The sequence below is a fragment of the Mesorhizobium sp. B2-3-12 genome (assembly GCF_006442205.1).
Classification (GTDB): Bacteria; Pseudomonadota; Alphaproteobacteria; order Rhizobiales; family Rhizobiaceae; genus Mesorhizobium.
Map to the genome: position 1 here is coordinate 256,139 of NZ_VFVR01000004.1, position 15,022 is coordinate 271,160.

The 15,022-nt window shown below is 65.2% G+C and carries 13 protein-coding genes; 2 read left to right on the forward strand and 11 right to left on the reverse strand.

Annotation, left to right across the window (positions count from 1 at the left end):
- Positions 1-16 precede the first annotated feature (16 nt).
- On the forward strand, positions 17-445 hold the full coding sequence (locus FJ948_RS14620) for a GNAT family N-acetyltransferase (RefSeq protein ID WP_140705521.1): 429 nt from the start codon (positions 17-19) through the stop codon (positions 443-445).
- On the opposite strand, the gene FJ948_RS14625 is transcribed toward FJ948_RS14620, so the two are convergent.
- From FJ948_RS14625 to murA, 9 genes are all read right to left on the reverse strand, one after another.
- Positions 442-1,557 (reverse strand): anhydro-N-acetylmuramic acid kinase, encoded by a 1,116-nt coding sequence (locus FJ948_RS14625; protein ID WP_140705523.1) that lies wholly within the window; start codon positions 1,555-1,557, stop codon positions 442-444. The two genes, FJ948_RS14620 and FJ948_RS14625, sit on opposite strands and share 4 nt — an antisense overlap.
- Positions 1,557-2,564, reverse strand: coding sequence for a serine hydrolase (locus FJ948_RS14630; RefSeq protein ID WP_140705525.1), 1,008 nt, complete (start codon positions 2,562-2,564; stop codon positions 1,557-1,559). The genes FJ948_RS14625 and FJ948_RS14630 overlap by 1 nt, the downstream gene beginning before the upstream one ends.
- 223 nt (positions 2,565-2,787) lie before the next feature.
- Positions 2,788-4,536: an ABC transporter ATP-binding protein gene (locus tag FJ948_RS14640; protein ID WP_140705527.1), complete on the reverse strand. Its 1,749-nt coding sequence runs from the start codon at positions 4,534-4,536 to the stop codon at positions 2,788-2,790.
- Complete coding sequence (locus FJ948_RS14645) at positions 4,533-5,372, reverse strand: ABC transporter permease (RefSeq protein WP_140705529.1); 840 nt, start codon at positions 5,370-5,372, stop codon at positions 4,533-4,535. The genes FJ948_RS14640 and FJ948_RS14645 overlap by 4 nt, the downstream gene beginning before the upstream one ends.
- Positions 5,372-6,331 (reverse strand): ABC transporter permease, encoded by a 960-nt coding sequence (locus tag FJ948_RS14650; protein WP_140705531.1) that lies wholly within the window; start codon positions 6,329-6,331, stop codon positions 5,372-5,374. Before FJ948_RS14650 ends, FJ948_RS14645 begins: the two co-directional genes overlap by 1 nt.
- Positions 6,332-6,368: 37 nt before the next feature.
- Positions 6,369-7,880: an ABC transporter substrate-binding protein gene (locus tag FJ948_RS14655; RefSeq protein WP_140705533.1), complete on the reverse strand. Its 1,512-nt coding sequence runs from the start codon at positions 7,878-7,880 to the stop codon at positions 6,369-6,371.
- Positions 7,881-8,050: 170 nt separating this feature from the next.
- The gene (murQ, locus tag FJ948_RS14660) at positions 8,051-8,974 is read right to left on the reverse strand and encodes an N-acetylmuramic acid 6-phosphate etherase (RefSeq protein ID WP_140705535.1); all 924 of its coding nucleotides are present in this window, start codon (positions 8,972-8,974) and stop codon (positions 8,051-8,053) included.
- Between the two features lie 93 nt (positions 8,975-9,067).
- Positions 9,068-9,958, reverse strand: coding sequence for an N-acetylglucosamine kinase (locus FJ948_RS14665; RefSeq protein WP_140705537.1), 891 nt, complete (start codon positions 9,956-9,958; stop codon positions 9,068-9,070).
- Entirely contained in the window at positions 9,955-11,211 is a 1,257-nt protein-coding gene (gene murA, locus FJ948_RS14670) for a UDP-N-acetylglucosamine 1-carboxyvinyltransferase (protein ID WP_140705539.1), read from the reverse strand. The genes FJ948_RS14665 and murA overlap by 4 nt, the downstream gene beginning before the upstream one ends.
- Before the next feature lie 128 nt (positions 11,212-11,339).
- Here murA and FJ948_RS14675 point away from each other — a divergent pair, with 128 nt between their 5' ends.
- On the forward strand, positions 11,340-12,200 hold the full coding sequence (locus FJ948_RS14675) for a MurR/RpiR family transcriptional regulator (RefSeq protein WP_140705540.1): 861 nt from the start codon (positions 11,340-11,342) through the stop codon (positions 12,198-12,200).
- Between the two features lie 5 nt (positions 12,201-12,205).
- On the opposite strand, the gene FJ948_RS14680 is transcribed toward FJ948_RS14675, so the two are convergent.
- Both FJ948_RS14680 and FJ948_RS14685 read right to left on the reverse strand, forming a co-directional pair.
- Positions 12,206-13,561 carry a glutamine synthetase family protein gene (locus FJ948_RS14680; RefSeq protein WP_140705541.1) on the reverse strand — a complete coding sequence of 452 codons (1,356 nt, stop codon included), beginning with the start codon at positions 13,559-13,561 and terminating at the stop codon, positions 12,206-12,208.
- A gap of 667 nt (positions 13,562-14,228) precedes the next feature.
- The gene (locus FJ948_RS14685) at positions 14,229-14,927 is read right to left on the reverse strand and encodes a GntR family transcriptional regulator (protein WP_140705543.1); all 699 of its coding nucleotides are present in this window, start codon (positions 14,925-14,927) and stop codon (positions 14,229-14,231) included.
- Between the last annotated feature and the right edge of the window lie 95 nt (positions 14,928-15,022).

The window sequence follows — 15,022 nt, forward strand, 5'->3', positions numbered from 1 at the left end:
GCAATCCGGAAAAGCCATGAACACCACGCTCGAGACGACCGCCAATCCCCTGCCGGAAGACCTCGCCTTTCTCGGAGAGCGGCTGACCGCGTTCAACGACAGCGATGTCGGCGCTTCCGAAAGAAAGGCGCTGGCGGTGTTCGTGCGCGACGAGGCCGGCGCGGTGGTCGCAGGTATCTCGGGCTATACGGCCTGGGGCTGGCTCTATGTGCAATGGCTGTGGGTCGATGAAAGGCTGCGCGGCCAGCATATGGCAGGCCGCATGCTCGACGCCGCCGAACAGGAAGCCATCGCGCGCGGCTGCGGCAATGCCTGGATCGACACCTTTAGTCCGCTTGCCGCCAAGGTCTATCAGCGGCAGGGCTATCAGCCTTTTGGTGCCTTGGCCGATTTCCCCGTCGGTCGCAGCCGCGTCTTCCTGCGGAAGCAGCTTTCGCCCTCCTAACCGGCGAGCCTTCCGCCGCGCATGGGCTGCGGCGCGCCGGTGGTGCTTGGAAAACTGATCGGCAGACCGCGCAGGACGCGGACCGCGAGAAAAGCAAAACACTCCGCCTCCACGGCGTCGCCGCTCCAGCCCAGGCTTTCGGCCAGCACCACCTCGACGCCGGCGCGGCTGGCGAGCATGGCCATCATCGTCGGGTTGTGGCGGCCGCCGCCGCTGACCACCAGCTTTTTCGGCCGGCTGGGCAGGAGGTCGAGCGCCTTGCCAACGGCGCCGGCTGTGAAGGCGGTGAGCAGGGCCGCGCCATCCTCGGCGCTCAGGCCGTCGGCCATGGCCGCGCCGAAGTCGAACCGGTCGAGCGATTTCGGATAGGCCTTGCTCAGATAGGGATGCTGCAACAGCTTGGCGAGCCGGGTTTCGTCCACCTTGCCCGCGCCGCCAAGCGCGCCGTCGCGGTCCATTTCGCCGAGGCCTTTCGACTTGATGAAATCATTGAGCGGCGCGTTGGCGGGGCCGGTGTCGAAGGCGATGACATTGTCGGCGCCGTCCCACCAGGTGATGTTGGCGACGCCGCCGAGATTGAGCACGGCCACCTCGCCACTGGCGCCGGCGCTGCGCATCAACGCGGTGTGATAGACCGCCGCTAACGGTGCGCCCTGTCCGCCGGCGCGCATGTCGGCCGAGCGGAAATCATAGGCGACCTTGGTGCCCAATATCTCGTGCATCAGTTCGCCGTCGCCGAGCTGCCGGGTCTGGCCGAGCCGACCGACCTGCGGCGCGCGGTGCAGCACGGTCTGGCCGTGAAAGCCGACCACACCGATATCGGCTATGGTCATGCCGTGGCCCTCGACCAATTCCTTGACCGCTGCCGACTGCGCACGCGTCAGCGCTTCCTCGGCGGTGCGGAAGATCGTCGGTTCGGGGCCGACAAAATTCCAGGCCCGCGCGGCCGTCAGCGTCTCTTCGAGCAAGGAGCGGATCGACGCGGGATAGGGCATCAGCCGGTAGGTGCCGAAATCCTCGATCCGCTCGCCGTCGGTCTTGATCAGCGCGACATCGATGTTGCCGTCAAGCACCGTGCCGGTCATCAGGCCGACGGCCCAGATTGGTTCCATTATCGAGCTCCATTCACGATGTCGCCGACCGTCTGCCGCAGCGAAACGATTCCGCTGTCGAAATGACGTGTCGGATGAATGCGGTTGGTGAGCAAGGTCCAGGCCTTGCCCCTGTCGAAGTCGATCCACAGGCCGGTGCCGGTAAAGCCGGTATGGCCGATGGTTCCCGCGCTGCACAAGGACCCGCCCGACCAGCCTTCGTAGGGGCGTTCCCAGCCATGGGTGCGGGTGGCCGACAAGGGCGTGCGCATCAGCGCGATCGACTGTTCGGACGCGCCTGTGCCATCCAGCAGCCCTTGCGCGAAATCGAGCACCGAAGCGGCCGTGCCGAACAGGCCGGCATGGCCGGCGCCTTGCAGCGCCGAGCAATTGTCGTCATGCACTTCGCCGGACAGCACGCGATGGCGCCAGGTGCAGTCCTCGGTCGCGGCGGCGGCATCCGGTTCCGTCGCCCAGGCAAAGCCCTGGCCGGGTTCCAGGTCGCGGATGCTCTTGCCCGACAGCCGCTCCAGCGCGAAGCCGAGCAGGATGAAGTTGATGTCGGAATAGACGGGATCGCGCGCCCGCCATTCGCGCTGCAGGATAAAGGCGCGCAGCAATTGGGGGTCGCGTCCATAGGTGTAGATCGGCTCGACCGCCGGGAAGGGCGTCTGGTGGCCGAGGCACTGGCGGAAGGTCACCTTCCGCTCCCAGGCGTTCGCGTCATACTGGCGAAGGTCGGGAAGCAGTGTGATCAGTGGCGCGTCGAGATCGATGGTGCCGTCCTGCGCCAGTGCCAGGATGCGTGGCGTGGTGAAGATCACCTTGGTCAGCGACGCCAGGTCGAACCAGGTGTTTTCCCGCATCGGCCTGATCTTGGGCACGAGCTGTGCCGAGCCGATTGCGCGGACGATGCGGTGGCCATTCCTGTCGACGATGCCGAGCACGCCCCCGGGGATACGCTTGGCCGCCACTGCGGTTGCGAGGGGCTGGAACGCGCGATCGAAGAGTTGGGTGAGGTCGCTCAATGCCGGCCTCCTTCGGAGAGGTAGCGCCCTACGGCGCCCCCCTCTGTCCTGCCGGACATCTCCCCCTCTAGGGGGGAGATTGGATGTTGCATCGGCCTTCGCCAATCTCGAACGTCTGAAGGCTGGCACCGCGCACGAACTGCCAATCTCCCCCCTAGAGGGGGAGATGCCCGGCAGGGCAGAGGGGGGCGCTGTCCCGCCGACCTTGCACGTCCCAGGGCCATCACGCCTCCATCCTCGCCAGATGATCCACCCCAAACCGCTCCCATCTCGCCGGCCCGGGCTCAAACCCCTGCGGCCTGACCAGCGAAGGCACCTGGCGCGTGTCGATCTCGAAATGCTCGTGCCGCCGGTCGATTGCCGGAACGGCGGCAATGAGTTTCCTGGTATAGGAATGCCTCGGCTGCGACAGCACGGATTGCGCGTCGCCGATCTCGACGATCTGGCCGGCATAGATGACCGCGATGCGGTGGGCGATCCGTTCGACCACCGCCATGTCGTGCGAGATGAACAGATAGGCCAGCCCAAACTCGCACTGCAGGTCGACCAGCAGCTCCAGCACCTTGGCCTGCACCGAGACATCGAGCGCCGAGACCGCTTCATCGAGAACCAAGACGGACGGGTTGAGCATCAGCGCACGCGCAATGCACAGCCTTTGCCGCTGGCCGCCGGAGAATTCGTGCGGGTAGCGTTCGAGGCTGTTCTTCGGCAGGCCGACGCGTTCGAGCAGGCTCGCCATCCTGGCCCGTATCTGGGCATCCACCCGCCCGACGGTGGCGATCACCGGTTCGGCCAGGATGCTCTCGACGCTGAGCCTCGGATTGAGCGATGCGTAGGGGTTCTGGAACACCATCTGCACCGGCTTGGCGCCGCGCTGCGCCGACGCCATTCGGCTGGCGACGGAGAAGCTGCCGCGCGTCGACCGTACCAGCCCCAGCACCGCCTTGGCGGTGGTGGATTTGCCCGAGCCGCTTTCACCGACGATGGCCAGCGTCTCGCCCTGCATCAGGTCGAAATCGATGCCATCGACGGCATGAACTGCCCCCGTTGCACGGCTGAAGAAACTGCTCTTGAGGGGAAACCGCACCACGAGCCCTTCGACCTTCAAGGCCGGTTGCGCGTTCTCGGTCTTGTCGCGCTGTCCGTCCGCGCGTGCCGCACGGCCGCCAGCGAAATGCGGCACGTCCCGAAGCAGGTGCTGCGTGTAGGGATGGCTGGGATGGTCGAGGATCTGGTTCAGTTCGCCCTGTTCCACGGCCTGCCCGTTCTGCATCACCATCACCTTGTCTGCGATGCCGGCGACCAGGCCGATATCGTGGGTGATGAAGATCATCGACATGCCGCTTTCGCGCTTCAGCTCGGCCAGCAGCGCCATGATCTGCGCCTGCACGGTGACGTCGAGCGCCGTCGTCGGCTCGTCGGCGATCAGCAGGCGCGGATTGCAGGCGAGCGCAATGGCGATCATCACCCGCTGCAGCATGCCGCCGGACAGCTGGTTGGGCGTGTATTTCAGCCGTCGCGCGGCGTCGGGAATGCGCACGCGGTCGAGCGCTTCCCTGGCCGCCACTGTCGCCTGCCGGCCGGTCAGCCCGCGATGTAGCCGGAACGATTCCTCGATCTGGGTGCCGATGGTCAGCACCGGGTTGAGCGATGTCATCGGTTCCTGGAAGATCATGCCGATTTCGGCACCGCGAATGCCGGTCAGTTGTGGCTCCGTGGCGGTTGCCAACCCGAATACGGTCCCATCGGCCCGCTTGAGCTTCATCGAGCCACCCGTGATGCGGCCGCCGCCGAAATCGACGAGCCGGTTGATCGACAGCGCGGTGACGGATTTGCCCGAGCCGCTTTCGCCGACAATGGCCAGCGTCTCGCCGTCGGCGACATCGAAACTGACGCCGCGCACCACTTCGTTGGCCCGGGGATCGCGGCCGAAGCCGACGCGCAGGTCCGAAACCGAGAGGAGCGTGGTCATGCGAACGCTCTCCGCATCCTTGGGTCGAGAATGTCGCGCAAGGCGTCGCCCAGAAGGTTGAAGCCCAGAATGCTGATCATGATCGCCAGGCCGGGGAAAATCATCAGCCAGGGCGCGGTTTCCATCAGATTGCGGCTGTCGCTCAGCATCAGGCCGAGCGAGGCGGCGGGCGGCTGCGTGCCGAGGCCAAGGAAACTCAAGCCGGCCTCGGTCAGCAGCGCCCAGGCCAGCGCCAGCGTCACCTGCACGGTCAAGGGCGCCACAAGGTTGAGCAGCAGATGGCGCGTGACGATATAGCTCGAACTGCTGCCGAAGGTGCGCGCGGCATCGACGAATTCTCGCGTCTTTAGCGACAAGGCAGGACCGCGCACCACCCGCGTGAAGATCGGCGTGTAGACGATGCCGATGGCCACCACGCTGGTCCATGTGCCGGGTCCGGCGACCGTGACGATGAGCAGCGCCAGGAGGATCGCCGGAAAAGCCAGCAGCACATCCATGATCCGCATCACCACGCCGTCCCAGCGGCGCCCGAGCCATGCGGCGGCAAGCCCCAGAACCGTGCCGGCAAGGGCGGCGAAGGCCACCGAGAAGAAGGCGACGGTAAAGGACTGGCCGATGCCCGCCATCAGCCGGCTGGCCACATCGCGGCCGAACAAATCGGTGCCCATCCAGTAGGCGGCGCCCGGCGCATGCAGCCGGTCGATGCGGTACTGCGTGATCGGATTGTGCGGCGTCAGGCCGAGCAGGCCGAGGAGGGCGAGCAGCAGATAGACGAACACGATGACGCCGCCGATGCGGCCGCTGCCATGCCCGAAGATGGCGCGCAGGATGCGCATCACTGTTCCCCCAGCCGGATGCGCGGGTCGAGCGCGACATAGGCGAGGTCGACCAGGAGATTGACGATCATGAAGTTGAAGGCGATGAACAGCACGCTTCCCTGCACCAGCGCGTAGTCGCGTTGCAGGATGGCGTCGAGCACCATCCGTCCGAGGCCGGGCAGGGCATAGATCTGTTCGACGATGACGGCGCCGCCCAGGAGATAGCCGAATTCTATTCCGCTCAGCGTCACCACCGGGATCAGCGCATTGGGAAGCGCATGCCGCCAGACGACGCTGCGCGCCGAGGCGCCCTTGCTGCGGGCCGTGCGCACATAGTCGTCGCTCAACACGTCAAGCATGGCCGAGCGCGCGATGCGGGTGACGGAGGCGGCGAAGGCGAAGCCGAGCGTGATGGCGGGCAGGATCAGCTGGCTGAGATTGCGCAAGGGATCCTGCCAGAGCGGCGCGAATTCGCCCATCGCCGGCAGCACGCCGAAGCCGGCCGACAGCGTGTAGATGATCAGCAGGCCAAGCACGAAGCTCGGCGTCGACTGGCCGATCATGGCGACGATGCGCACAACGAGATCCGACGGCTTCTCGTTGTGGGTTGCGGCATGGATGCCCGCCGGCATGCCGACGGCGAGGGCGATGATCATCGACAGCAGAGCCAGCTCCAGCGTCAGCGGGAAGCGCTCGAGGATGACGTCGAGGACCGGCCTGCCATAGGTGACGGAAATGCCGAAATTGCCGTGCAGGATGCCGCCGATCCAGCGCCAGTACTGGACGAACCAGGGCTGGTCGATGCCGAAATAGGCGGCGAGCGCATCCCGCTGTGCCGGCGTCAGCAGGCCGGCCTCGGTGCCCAGCATCGCCGTGATCGAATCGCCGGGCACCATCCGGATCGCCACGAAGACCAGGATGGACACGCCAAGCAGGACGAGAGGAAACGTCGCCAGCCGCCGCAGGAGATAGTTCACGCCAGGAAGACCTCTCGTCCCGTTGCCGAAGCCGCCACTACTGGATGGTCACCTTGCTCAGGCTGAACAGCGTGCCGGTCGGCGTCGGCACGAAGCCGGCGATGTTCTTCTGCTGCGCCGTATAGCTGTAGGATGTGTAGAGCCAGATCCACGGCGAAACCTCGGCGAGGTGCTTCTCGAACGCAGCGAAGATCGCCTTGCGCTTTTCCGGATCGGTCTCGGCGCGGCCCTGCTGCATCTGGCTGTCGAGCGTGTCGTCGATGTAGTTCGCCACCTTCTGCAGATTGCCTGCCTTGGTCCAGTAACGGTTGTACATGGTGTAGGGGTCGGCACGGCCACCATTGAGCGCGATCGCCATGTCGAAATCGCCCTTCAGCCAGGCGTCGACATAGACGTTGAGCTCCATCATCTTGATGTCGAGCTTGACGCCGATCTCGGCGAGCTGCGACTGGATGACCTGGGCTTCCGCCGCCGCCGTCGGCGGCTCGCCGGTGGCGCCGATCACGGTCGCCGAAAAGCCGTCGGCAAAACCGGCCTCGGCCATCAGCTTCTTGGCCTTCTCGACATCGCGCTTGTAGCAGAACAACTGGGTCGGATCGGTCGCCAGCGCCGGGATGGTCAGCGGCCCGGTGACCTTGCCTTCGCCGAGCGAAGCGGTGTCCAGCACCTCCTGCCGGTCGATGGCGCAAGAGATCGCCTGGCGCACCTTGATCTCGGTCATCGGCTTGCGCGATGGATTGAGCTGCAGCACGTGATAGGCCAGCACCGGCACGCGGTTGAGCTGCAGGCTGGCCTCCTTCGGCACCAGCGTGGCGACGAGCGGGTCGTTGAGGAGCGCGAAATCGATCTGCTTGGTGCGCATGGCGGCCAGGATCGCCGCCTCGTCCGGCAGCACGCTGATCTCGATGCCGTCGACGCCGGTGGCACCGCCGGCCCAGTCCTTGTTGGCGCTCAGGACTTCCTTGGCGTTGGGGTCCCATTTGTCGAGCTTGAAGGGACCGGAACCGACCGCCTTGGTGCCGATCGAACCCGCCTTGATCTCGGCCGCCGGCACGATGGCCGCGTTGACGTCGCTCATCGCCGTCAGGATCGGCGCGTCGGGCTGCGAGAGGTGGAACACGACGGTCGCCGCATCCGGCGTGTCGATGCTCGCGATGGACAGGAAGTTGGCGCGGGCCGCTGCTCCCGTCTTCTCGTCGAGGATGCGCTCGAACGACGCCTTGACGTCGGCGGAGGTTACGGCCGTGCCGTCCTGGAATTTCGCCTTGGGATCGAGCTTGAAGGTCAGCTCCTTGCCCTCCTTTGAGAACTCCCAGGAGGTGGCGATGGCGGGGATGATCCGCAGGCTGGCATCGACCCGCACCAGCGGCTCGTAGATCAGCTCCAGAAGCCGCAGCGACGAGAACGCCGTCTGTTTGTGCGGATCAAGCCCGGTGGCGTCCTGCGACCAGGCCATGTGCAGCGTCGCCGCCTGCGCAGAAACCGTTGCGATGCCGAGCATCGCGGCAAGGGCAATGCCCGAAAGCAGCCTTCTTGTAAGATGAACCATTCTCGTCTCCCATTATTGAACTCGATGCCTTGCAGTTTTCGCGGGCTGCTTCCAAGGCACACATGCTTTGGAGTATCGGCCCAGTCTAAGCGGCTTGACGCCGTCTTGTCCCATGCGGCTTCTTGCCGTCATGTCTAAAGCGGCTTTCAGCCGTCTGGTCCCATGCGGCTTCAGGTCGCTTCGTCGCCGATCGCCTTTCGCAGGAACCCTCCGGCCCTGGTCAAAGCGGCCCGCGCCGCGTCCACGTCGAGGCCGGTGATGGTCACCAGGATCGCCAGCTTGACGTCATTGCCGGTCCGGTCGAGCGACTCTCGTGCCTGTTGCGGAGTACAGCCGGTGGTCTGCATGATGATCCTGATCGCCCGGGCCACCAGCTTCCTGTTCGACGGGTTCAGGTCGACCATCAGATTCTGGTAGCTCTTGCCGATGCGGATCATCGAGGCGGTGGTCAGCATATTGAGCACCAGTTTCTGCGCGGTTCCCGATTTCAGCCGGGTCGAGCCGGTGAGCACTTCGGGGCCGACGACCGGCGAGATGGCGATGTCGGCGATGCCGGCAATGGTCGATGCCGGGTTGCAGGAGAGGGCGACCGTTGTGGCGCCGACCTGTTTTGCGTAATTCAAGCCGCCGATGACATAAGGCGTGCGTCCGCTGACCGCGATGCCGACCACCACGTCATCAGCTGTGAGCCCGATCTCCTGCAGTGCCCTGGCGCCCATCTTCGGGTCATCCTCGGCGCCTTCCAGCGAGCGTACCAGCGCGTCGGACCCTCCGGCGATCAGGCCGACGACCATGCCTTCGGGCACGCCGAAGGTCGGCGGGCATTCCGAGGCGTCGAGCACGCCAAGCCGGCCGCTGGTGCCGGCGCCGATGTAGATCAGGCGCGCACCTTTCTGGAAGGCGAGCACGATGCGATCCACCGCGGCGGCGATCTCCGGCAGCACCTTTTCGACGGCCGCCGGGACAAGCCTGTCCTCGTCATTGATCCTGCGCAGCACGTCGATGGTCGGCAGCAGGTCGATGTCGACCGTGCTTGGGTTCCGGCCCTCGGAAACCAGCCGGTCCAGCTCAGACATCAACCCTTGTTCGGTCATTCCGGTGCTTTCAACCCGCAGCCACTCCTCGTTAACTTTTTAGAATTCGATATTCGAGCGGTCAACAGAAAACTGGAATAAAATATTCCTCACCTATCGAACCTGGTCCTGGGCGAGCGACCGCCTGGCAAGAATGATCGCGCCGGACACGGCGTCGCCGTCGGCGGGCTTGAGGCGGCGGCGCACATCGGGCGAAAGCCAGGGTTCGAGCGGGCTGGCGAGGCCGCCGAGCAAGGTCACGCGCGGCGCGCCTTTTTCGAACAGCACCCGCACCAGCGTATCGATCTGTTCGGCGGCGCTTTGCACGATGCGGCGTCCGACAGGGTCGCCCTGGTCGGCATGACGCATCACCATGGGTGCAAGCGCGGCATAGTCCGTCGCGCTGGCGCGGTCCATCCAGGCGACGGCCTCCATCGGGTCGCCGGCGAAGCGCTGCATGACCTCCGCCAGCAACGCGGTCCGTTCGTGCCGGCCGTCATGGGCGCGCAGCGCCAGCTGTACGGCTTTCAGTCCGAGGTCGGCACCGCTGCCCTCGTCGGAGATCGGAAATCCATAGCCGCCGGCGCGCAGGTCGCGGCCTTCGACGAAGCCAAGGCCGATCGAGCCTGTCCCGGCAATAACGATGGCGCCATCCCGACCCGAATGCGCGCCAAGGCAGGCGCCGACGCCGTCGCTGACGAAATCGATGCTGGCAAAGGGATGCGCGATTGCCCGCAGCGCTTCCAGTGCGCCCTTGCGGCCGATACCGGCAAGGCCGATGCCGGCATGGATCCGCGCGGTCTCCGCCGGCGCGAAACCAGCCTCCTCGATCGCCGCGCCGAACGCTTTCGCAATCGAGGCCCAGGCGGCCTCGATGCCGAGCCGCGTTGTCGCCGGGCCGGACAGGCCCTGTCCAAGCACCATGCCTTGCGCGTCCTCGAGGCGGGCGCGGCAACCGGTGCCGCCGCCATCGGCGCCAAGGAAATAATGCGCCCCGGTATTCATGCGCTCAGCCGCTCGATGTCGGCGCCGCACAGGCGCAGCTTGCGGTCCAGTTGCTCATAGCCGCGGTCGAGATGGTAGACCCGGTTGATCGTCGTCTCGCCTTCGCTGACCAGCGCCGCCAGCACCAGCGACACCGAAGCGCGCAGGTCTGTGGCCATCACCTGCGCTCCGTGCAGCGTCTCGCCGCCGCGCACCAGCGCCATCGTGCCTTGCAGCTTGATGTTGGCGCCGAGCCGCATCAGTTCGGGCACATGCATGAAGCGGTTCTCGAAGATGGTCTCGCGCAGCAGCGAGGCGCCCTCGGCACAGCACATCAGCGCCATGAACTGCGCCTGCAGGTCGGTCGGAAAACCGGGATAGGGTTCGGTCGTCAGGTCGGCGGCCTTGAGCGGGCGGTCGCGCGACACGATCAGCCCGCGATCACCCGGCCAGACGGTCACGCCCGTCGCTTCCAGCAATTGCACCACCGAGGCCATGTGTTCGAGCCGGGCATGGGTGAGTTCGAGCTGGCCGCCGGTGATGGCGGCGGCGATGGCATAGGTGCCGGCCTCGATGCGGTCGGGGATGATGTCGTGCCTGGCGGCGCGCCAGCTGGTGTCGCCCGCGATCAGGATGCGGTGCGTGCCGGCGCCTTCGATGCGCGCGCCCATGGCATTGAGGCAAGCGGCGAGATCGGCCACTTCCGGTTCGCGCGCGGCGTTGAGGATCTCGGTTTCGCCCTTGGCCGTGGTCGCCGCCATCATGGCTGTTTCCGTCGCCCCGACCGAGGGCGAGGGCAGCACCATGCGGGTACCGGTCAATCCGTTGGGCGCCGAGGCGACGATCAGGCCGTTCTCGATGGCGATCCTGGCGCCGAGTGCTGCGAGTGCGGCGACATGCATGTCGACCGGCCGTGCGCCGATCGCGCAGCCGCCCGGCAGCGAAACCCTGGCATGGCCGAAGCGGGCGAGCAGCGGCGCCAGCACCAGCACCGTCGCCCGCATCTTGCGCACCGTGTCATAAGACGTTTCCTTCGAAACGGCGGCGCTGGTATCGATCGTCGCGGCATGGGCGGACCGCCTCACGTCGGCGCCGTGAAGCCGCACCACGCCGAGCATGTTCTCGACGTCGGTCACGTCAGGCAAATTGGTCAGTTCGAGCGGGTAGGGGCTGAGCAGCGCGGCGGCGATCTGCGGCAAGGCGGCATTCTTGGCGCCGGAGATTGTCACCGCGCCTTCCAGCCTGCGTCCGCCGACGATGCGCAATCTGTCCATGATATGGCTCCGTCCCGACTCCCAGGGGCCGGCTTACGGTCAAGAATTAATTCTGCGTTCTTGGCTGTCAATCAAATTTGGAATATTTTATTCCTCAGTCGTGGAATGCCGAACGCTCGAGAGGACCCATGTCCGTTCTGAAGAAGATCGCCGCGAAGCTAGACGGCATGGCGGCCGGCGACCGCGAGATCGGCCGCTATATCGTCGATCATCCCGACCAGATGCTGCGCCTGTCGACGGCGGCACTCGCCGCCGAGATCGGCCGCAGCCAGTCGAGCGTCGTCAAGTTCAGCCAGAAGCTCGGCTATGCCAGCTACCAGGAGCTCAAGCTCGCCGTCAGCGAGGCGAGGTCGCGGGACTGGCAGATGCCGGCCGGCGTCATTCATGGCTCGATCGAGGTCGGCGACGGCTTTCCCGTCATCCTGAAGAAGCTGATCGGCTCCAAGCTGCTGTCGATGCAGCAGACCGTCGCCGCCAATACCGACCGCATCCTCACGCGGACCCTGGAACTGCTCGATGGCGCGCGGCGCATCCATCTGGTCGGTGTCGGCGCCTCCTCGCTGGTGGCGCGCGATTTCTCCTACAAGCTGATGAAGCTCGGCCGAAACGTGCTGCATGACAGCGACAGCCACATCCAGATGGCCAATGCCTCGACGCTCGGGCCCGACGACGTGCTGTTTGCGCTGTCCTATTCCGGCGCCAGCATCGAAACCCTGCGCATTGCCGAGCTTGCGGCCAAGCGCGGCACGATGGTGATCGCCGTCACCGGCCTGCACGACAATCCGCTGAGCCGGGTCGCCGACATCCGCCTCTACACCATCGCCGACGAGGAGCGTGCGCGCTCCTCATCCATCACCGCGCGCGACGCGCAGCTGACGCTGACCGACCTGTTGTTCATCCTCTTGGTGCAGCGGCAGCCGGACGCCAACGACTATGTCCATAACAGCGAGGCAGCTGTCTCGGTGCTGAAGGCCGAGCGGCCGTCGTAAAGGCCTCAGACGCTTTCGAGATAGGTCTCGATCTCGAAGTCGCTGACGTTGAGGGCAAACGTGTTCAGTTCCTGGCGTTTGCAGGCGACGAACGAGTCGCGCAGGATTGCCGGGAAGATTTCCGCCACATGCGTCCCGCCTTCAAAGGCCGCGATCGCCGACGCCCAGTCCGGCGGCAGCTTGGCCGGGACAGCGCCTTGCCCGTCATTGCCGGCCGGATCGCCCGGCGACATCTGCTTCTCGATGCCGATCAGGGCGGCGCCCAGTATGGCGGCAAGCACCAGATAGGGGTTGGCGTCGGCGCCCGAAACACGATGTTCGATGCGGCGCGCGGCGGTCGGGCCGCCGGGAATGCGGATCGCGACCATGCGGTTCTCATAGCCCCAGGCGACCGCGGTCGGCGCATAGGATCGCGGGCGCAGCCTGCGGTAGGAATTGAAGTGCGGCGCGAACACCAGCGTGCTTTCGGCCATCGCCGCCAGCAGCCCGCCCACCGCGTGGCGCATGGTGTCGGAGCCCTGGTCGGTGCCGTCGTCGAACACGTTGCGCCCATCGGCGTCGACCAGGCTGAAATGGACGTGAAAACCATTGCCGGCGCGGTCGCCATAAGGCTTGGCCATGAAGCAGGCGGCAAAGCCGTGCTTGCGGGCAATCCCCTTCACCGTGCGCTTGAACAGGACGGCGTCGTCGGCCGCCCGCAAGGCGTCAGCGACATGGTTCAGGTTGATCTCGAACTGGCCGACGCCGTTCTCGGCGATCGCCGTGTCGACGGGAATGCCTTGCGCGCGGCAGGCTTCGTAGATGTCGTGGATGAAGGCTTCGAAATCGTCGATCTCGTCGATCGACAGCGCCGCGTCGGAATCGAGACGCCGTCCGGTGACAGGCGAGACCGGCCCGACCGGTCGCTGCGATTGCGGATCGACCAGGTAGAATTCGAGTTCGGTCGCCGCGACCGGAGTGAGACCGAGCGCCTTGTAGCGATCGAGGATGCGGGCCAGTGCCCGCCGGGGATCACCGAGATAGGGTGCACCGCTCTCGTCGGCGAGCCACAGCGGCACGAGCGCCGTCGGATGCGCCGTCCATTCAACCGGCAGAATGCCGCGTCCCGTCCATTGGCAAAGGCCATCGGCATCGCCGGTCGAGAAGACCAGGCTGTTGCCTTCGATGTCCTCGCCCCAGACATCGAGCCCGATCAGCGAATAGGGCATGCGGAGCTTGCCCTCCAGCGCCTTGCGCGCCTGCTCGACCGGGATGCGCTTTCCCCGCATGATGCCGTTGAGATCGCACACCGCGGCGCGCAGGCTCTGGATGTCGTTTCGGCTCTCGAGCCAGCTCAGAACGTCCGCAATTGCATCGCTCAATTTCCGTTACCTCTGGTTCCCTGCGGTGCCGCGCCCGAGGCGGCCACCCTATTTCACGACAAGACAGATGATCAGTTCATGAAGGCACATCCGACATCAGTCGGAAGAATTTCCTTCATTTTTTCAAATCATTAGCCGGGATGTCGGGAGGCATTTCAGGAACCAATTGCGCGATTTGCGATCGCAACATAGAGGCAAGGCAAGGGAAAGCCAAGTGGCATCTGGGTAATGTCTCAGTTTGAATCTCGGCTGTAGCTGGAAGGCTGTGTCTTGGGAGATTTGACGCACACTGGTTCGCCTTTGCCGGGCCACGCACAGTCCCACCCCGGTCCGAAGCCAAAATTTCTTCGCGTCTGTATCTCGCGCGTTTGGATCGGGAAAATCAACAACGCAACAACTAGGACCGCCAACAGCACGAACACCAATAGGATCCCAGTAGCGTCTCCTGGTCGCAGCGGAGGCCGATAGACTTCGCGTCCGAGTATCTTCATGTCGATCCCTGTCGACCAAAATTTGCCATCATATATTTGGGATCTGCCGAAATAAGCTTCAACAAAGAAGATCGCATTTGAACCGCCGCAAAGCGCCGTGGGGTGTTCTCTGGTCGCAGCCTTCTTTTTGTGTGGCAAACTGAGACGCTACCGGCGTCTGCCCAGGAGACACCGGTCTAGCCCCTCGCTTTCGGAAACCTGGCCTGCCGCAGGATGTGCGCGGCGCCCTCGTCGATGTCGCGAACGATGGCCGCGCGCGCCCGGGCGCCGTCCTGTGCCTCGATCGCCGCGACGACTTCCTCGTGATAGTCGATGTCCAGGATCGAGGAGAGGTCGTCCTCGAACCCCGTGGCGAGGTTTCTCAGGAAAGGGCCGACCTGCATCCACACCGTCTCGATCAGAAAAATCATCTGCTCGTTGCCGCAATGGCGATAGATCGAGAATTTGAAGTCGTGGTTCTTCCTGAGATAGTCGCCGATGTCGCCCTTGCGCGCGGCCAGGGTCAGGTCGGTGCAGTGGCGCCGGATCGCCCGCAGATTGTTGCCATTGATCAGCTTCGTCGCAATCTCGGTCGCCGGGCCTTCGAGGATCGTGCGCACGGCGGTCAATTGCGAGAACCGCTCGGCCGAGATCACCGGCACCTCGACGCTGCCGTTCGGCATCGGGCTCAGCGCCCGCAAGGCCTGCAACCGCATGAAGGCGCTGCGCACCGGCATGTCGCTGGTGCCCAATTCCTTGGCCAGTTTGCGCGAGGTCAGCTTCTGGCCGGGCAGGAATTGGCCTGACATCAAAGCCCGCACAAGCTCCAGATAGACCTTCTCGTGCAGGGGCACGGTGTCGACGGCGGTCAAACCGAAATGTGTTCTGTCGGCCATTGGCGGGGGCGTTGCTTCTGCATTCTGAAATTGACCTGACGACACGCGCCGCGGACAAACCTTGAGCCGGGCACGGCGGGGACACCCAAGCCGCC

Excerpts from the sequence above, each read along its gene's own strand:
- FJ948_RS14645 (WP_140705529.1), bottom strand. The coding sequence starts at position 5,372 with ATGCGCATCCTGCGCGCCATCTTCGGGCATGGCAGCGGCCGCATCGGC.
- FJ948_RS14625 (WP_140705523.1), bottom strand. The coding sequence starts at position 1,557 with ATGGAACCAATCTGGGCCGTCGGCCTGATGACCGGCACGGTGCTTGAC.
- FJ948_RS14685 (WP_140705543.1), bottom strand. The coding sequence starts at position 14,927 with ATGGCCGACAGAACACATTTCGGTTTGACCGCCGTCGACACCGTGCCC.
- FJ948_RS14675 (WP_140705540.1), top strand. The coding sequence starts at position 11,340 with ATGTCCGTTCTGAAGAAGATCGCCGCGAAGCTAGACGGCATGGCGGCC.
- FJ948_RS14620 (WP_140705521.1), top strand. The coding sequence starts at position 17 with ATGAACACCACGCTCGAGACGACCGCCAATCCCCTGCCGGAAGACCTC.
- FJ948_RS14665 (WP_140705537.1), bottom strand. The coding sequence starts at position 9,958 with ATGAATACCGGGGCGCATTATTTCCTTGGCGCCGATGGCGGCGGCACC.
- murQ (WP_140705535.1), bottom strand. The coding sequence starts at position 8,974 with ATGACCGAACAAGGGTTGATGTCTGAGCTGGACCGGCTGGTTTCCGAG.
- murA (WP_140705539.1), bottom strand. The coding sequence starts at position 11,211 with ATGGACAGATTGCGCATCGTCGGCGGACGCAGGCTGGAAGGCGCGGTG.
- FJ948_RS14655 (WP_140705533.1), bottom strand. The coding sequence starts at position 7,880 with ATGGTTCATCTTACAAGAAGGCTGCTTTCGGGCATTGCCCTTGCCGCG.
- FJ948_RS14640 (WP_140705527.1), bottom strand. The coding sequence starts at position 4,536 with ATGACCACGCTCCTCTCGGTTTCGGACCTGCGCGTCGGCTTCGGCCGC.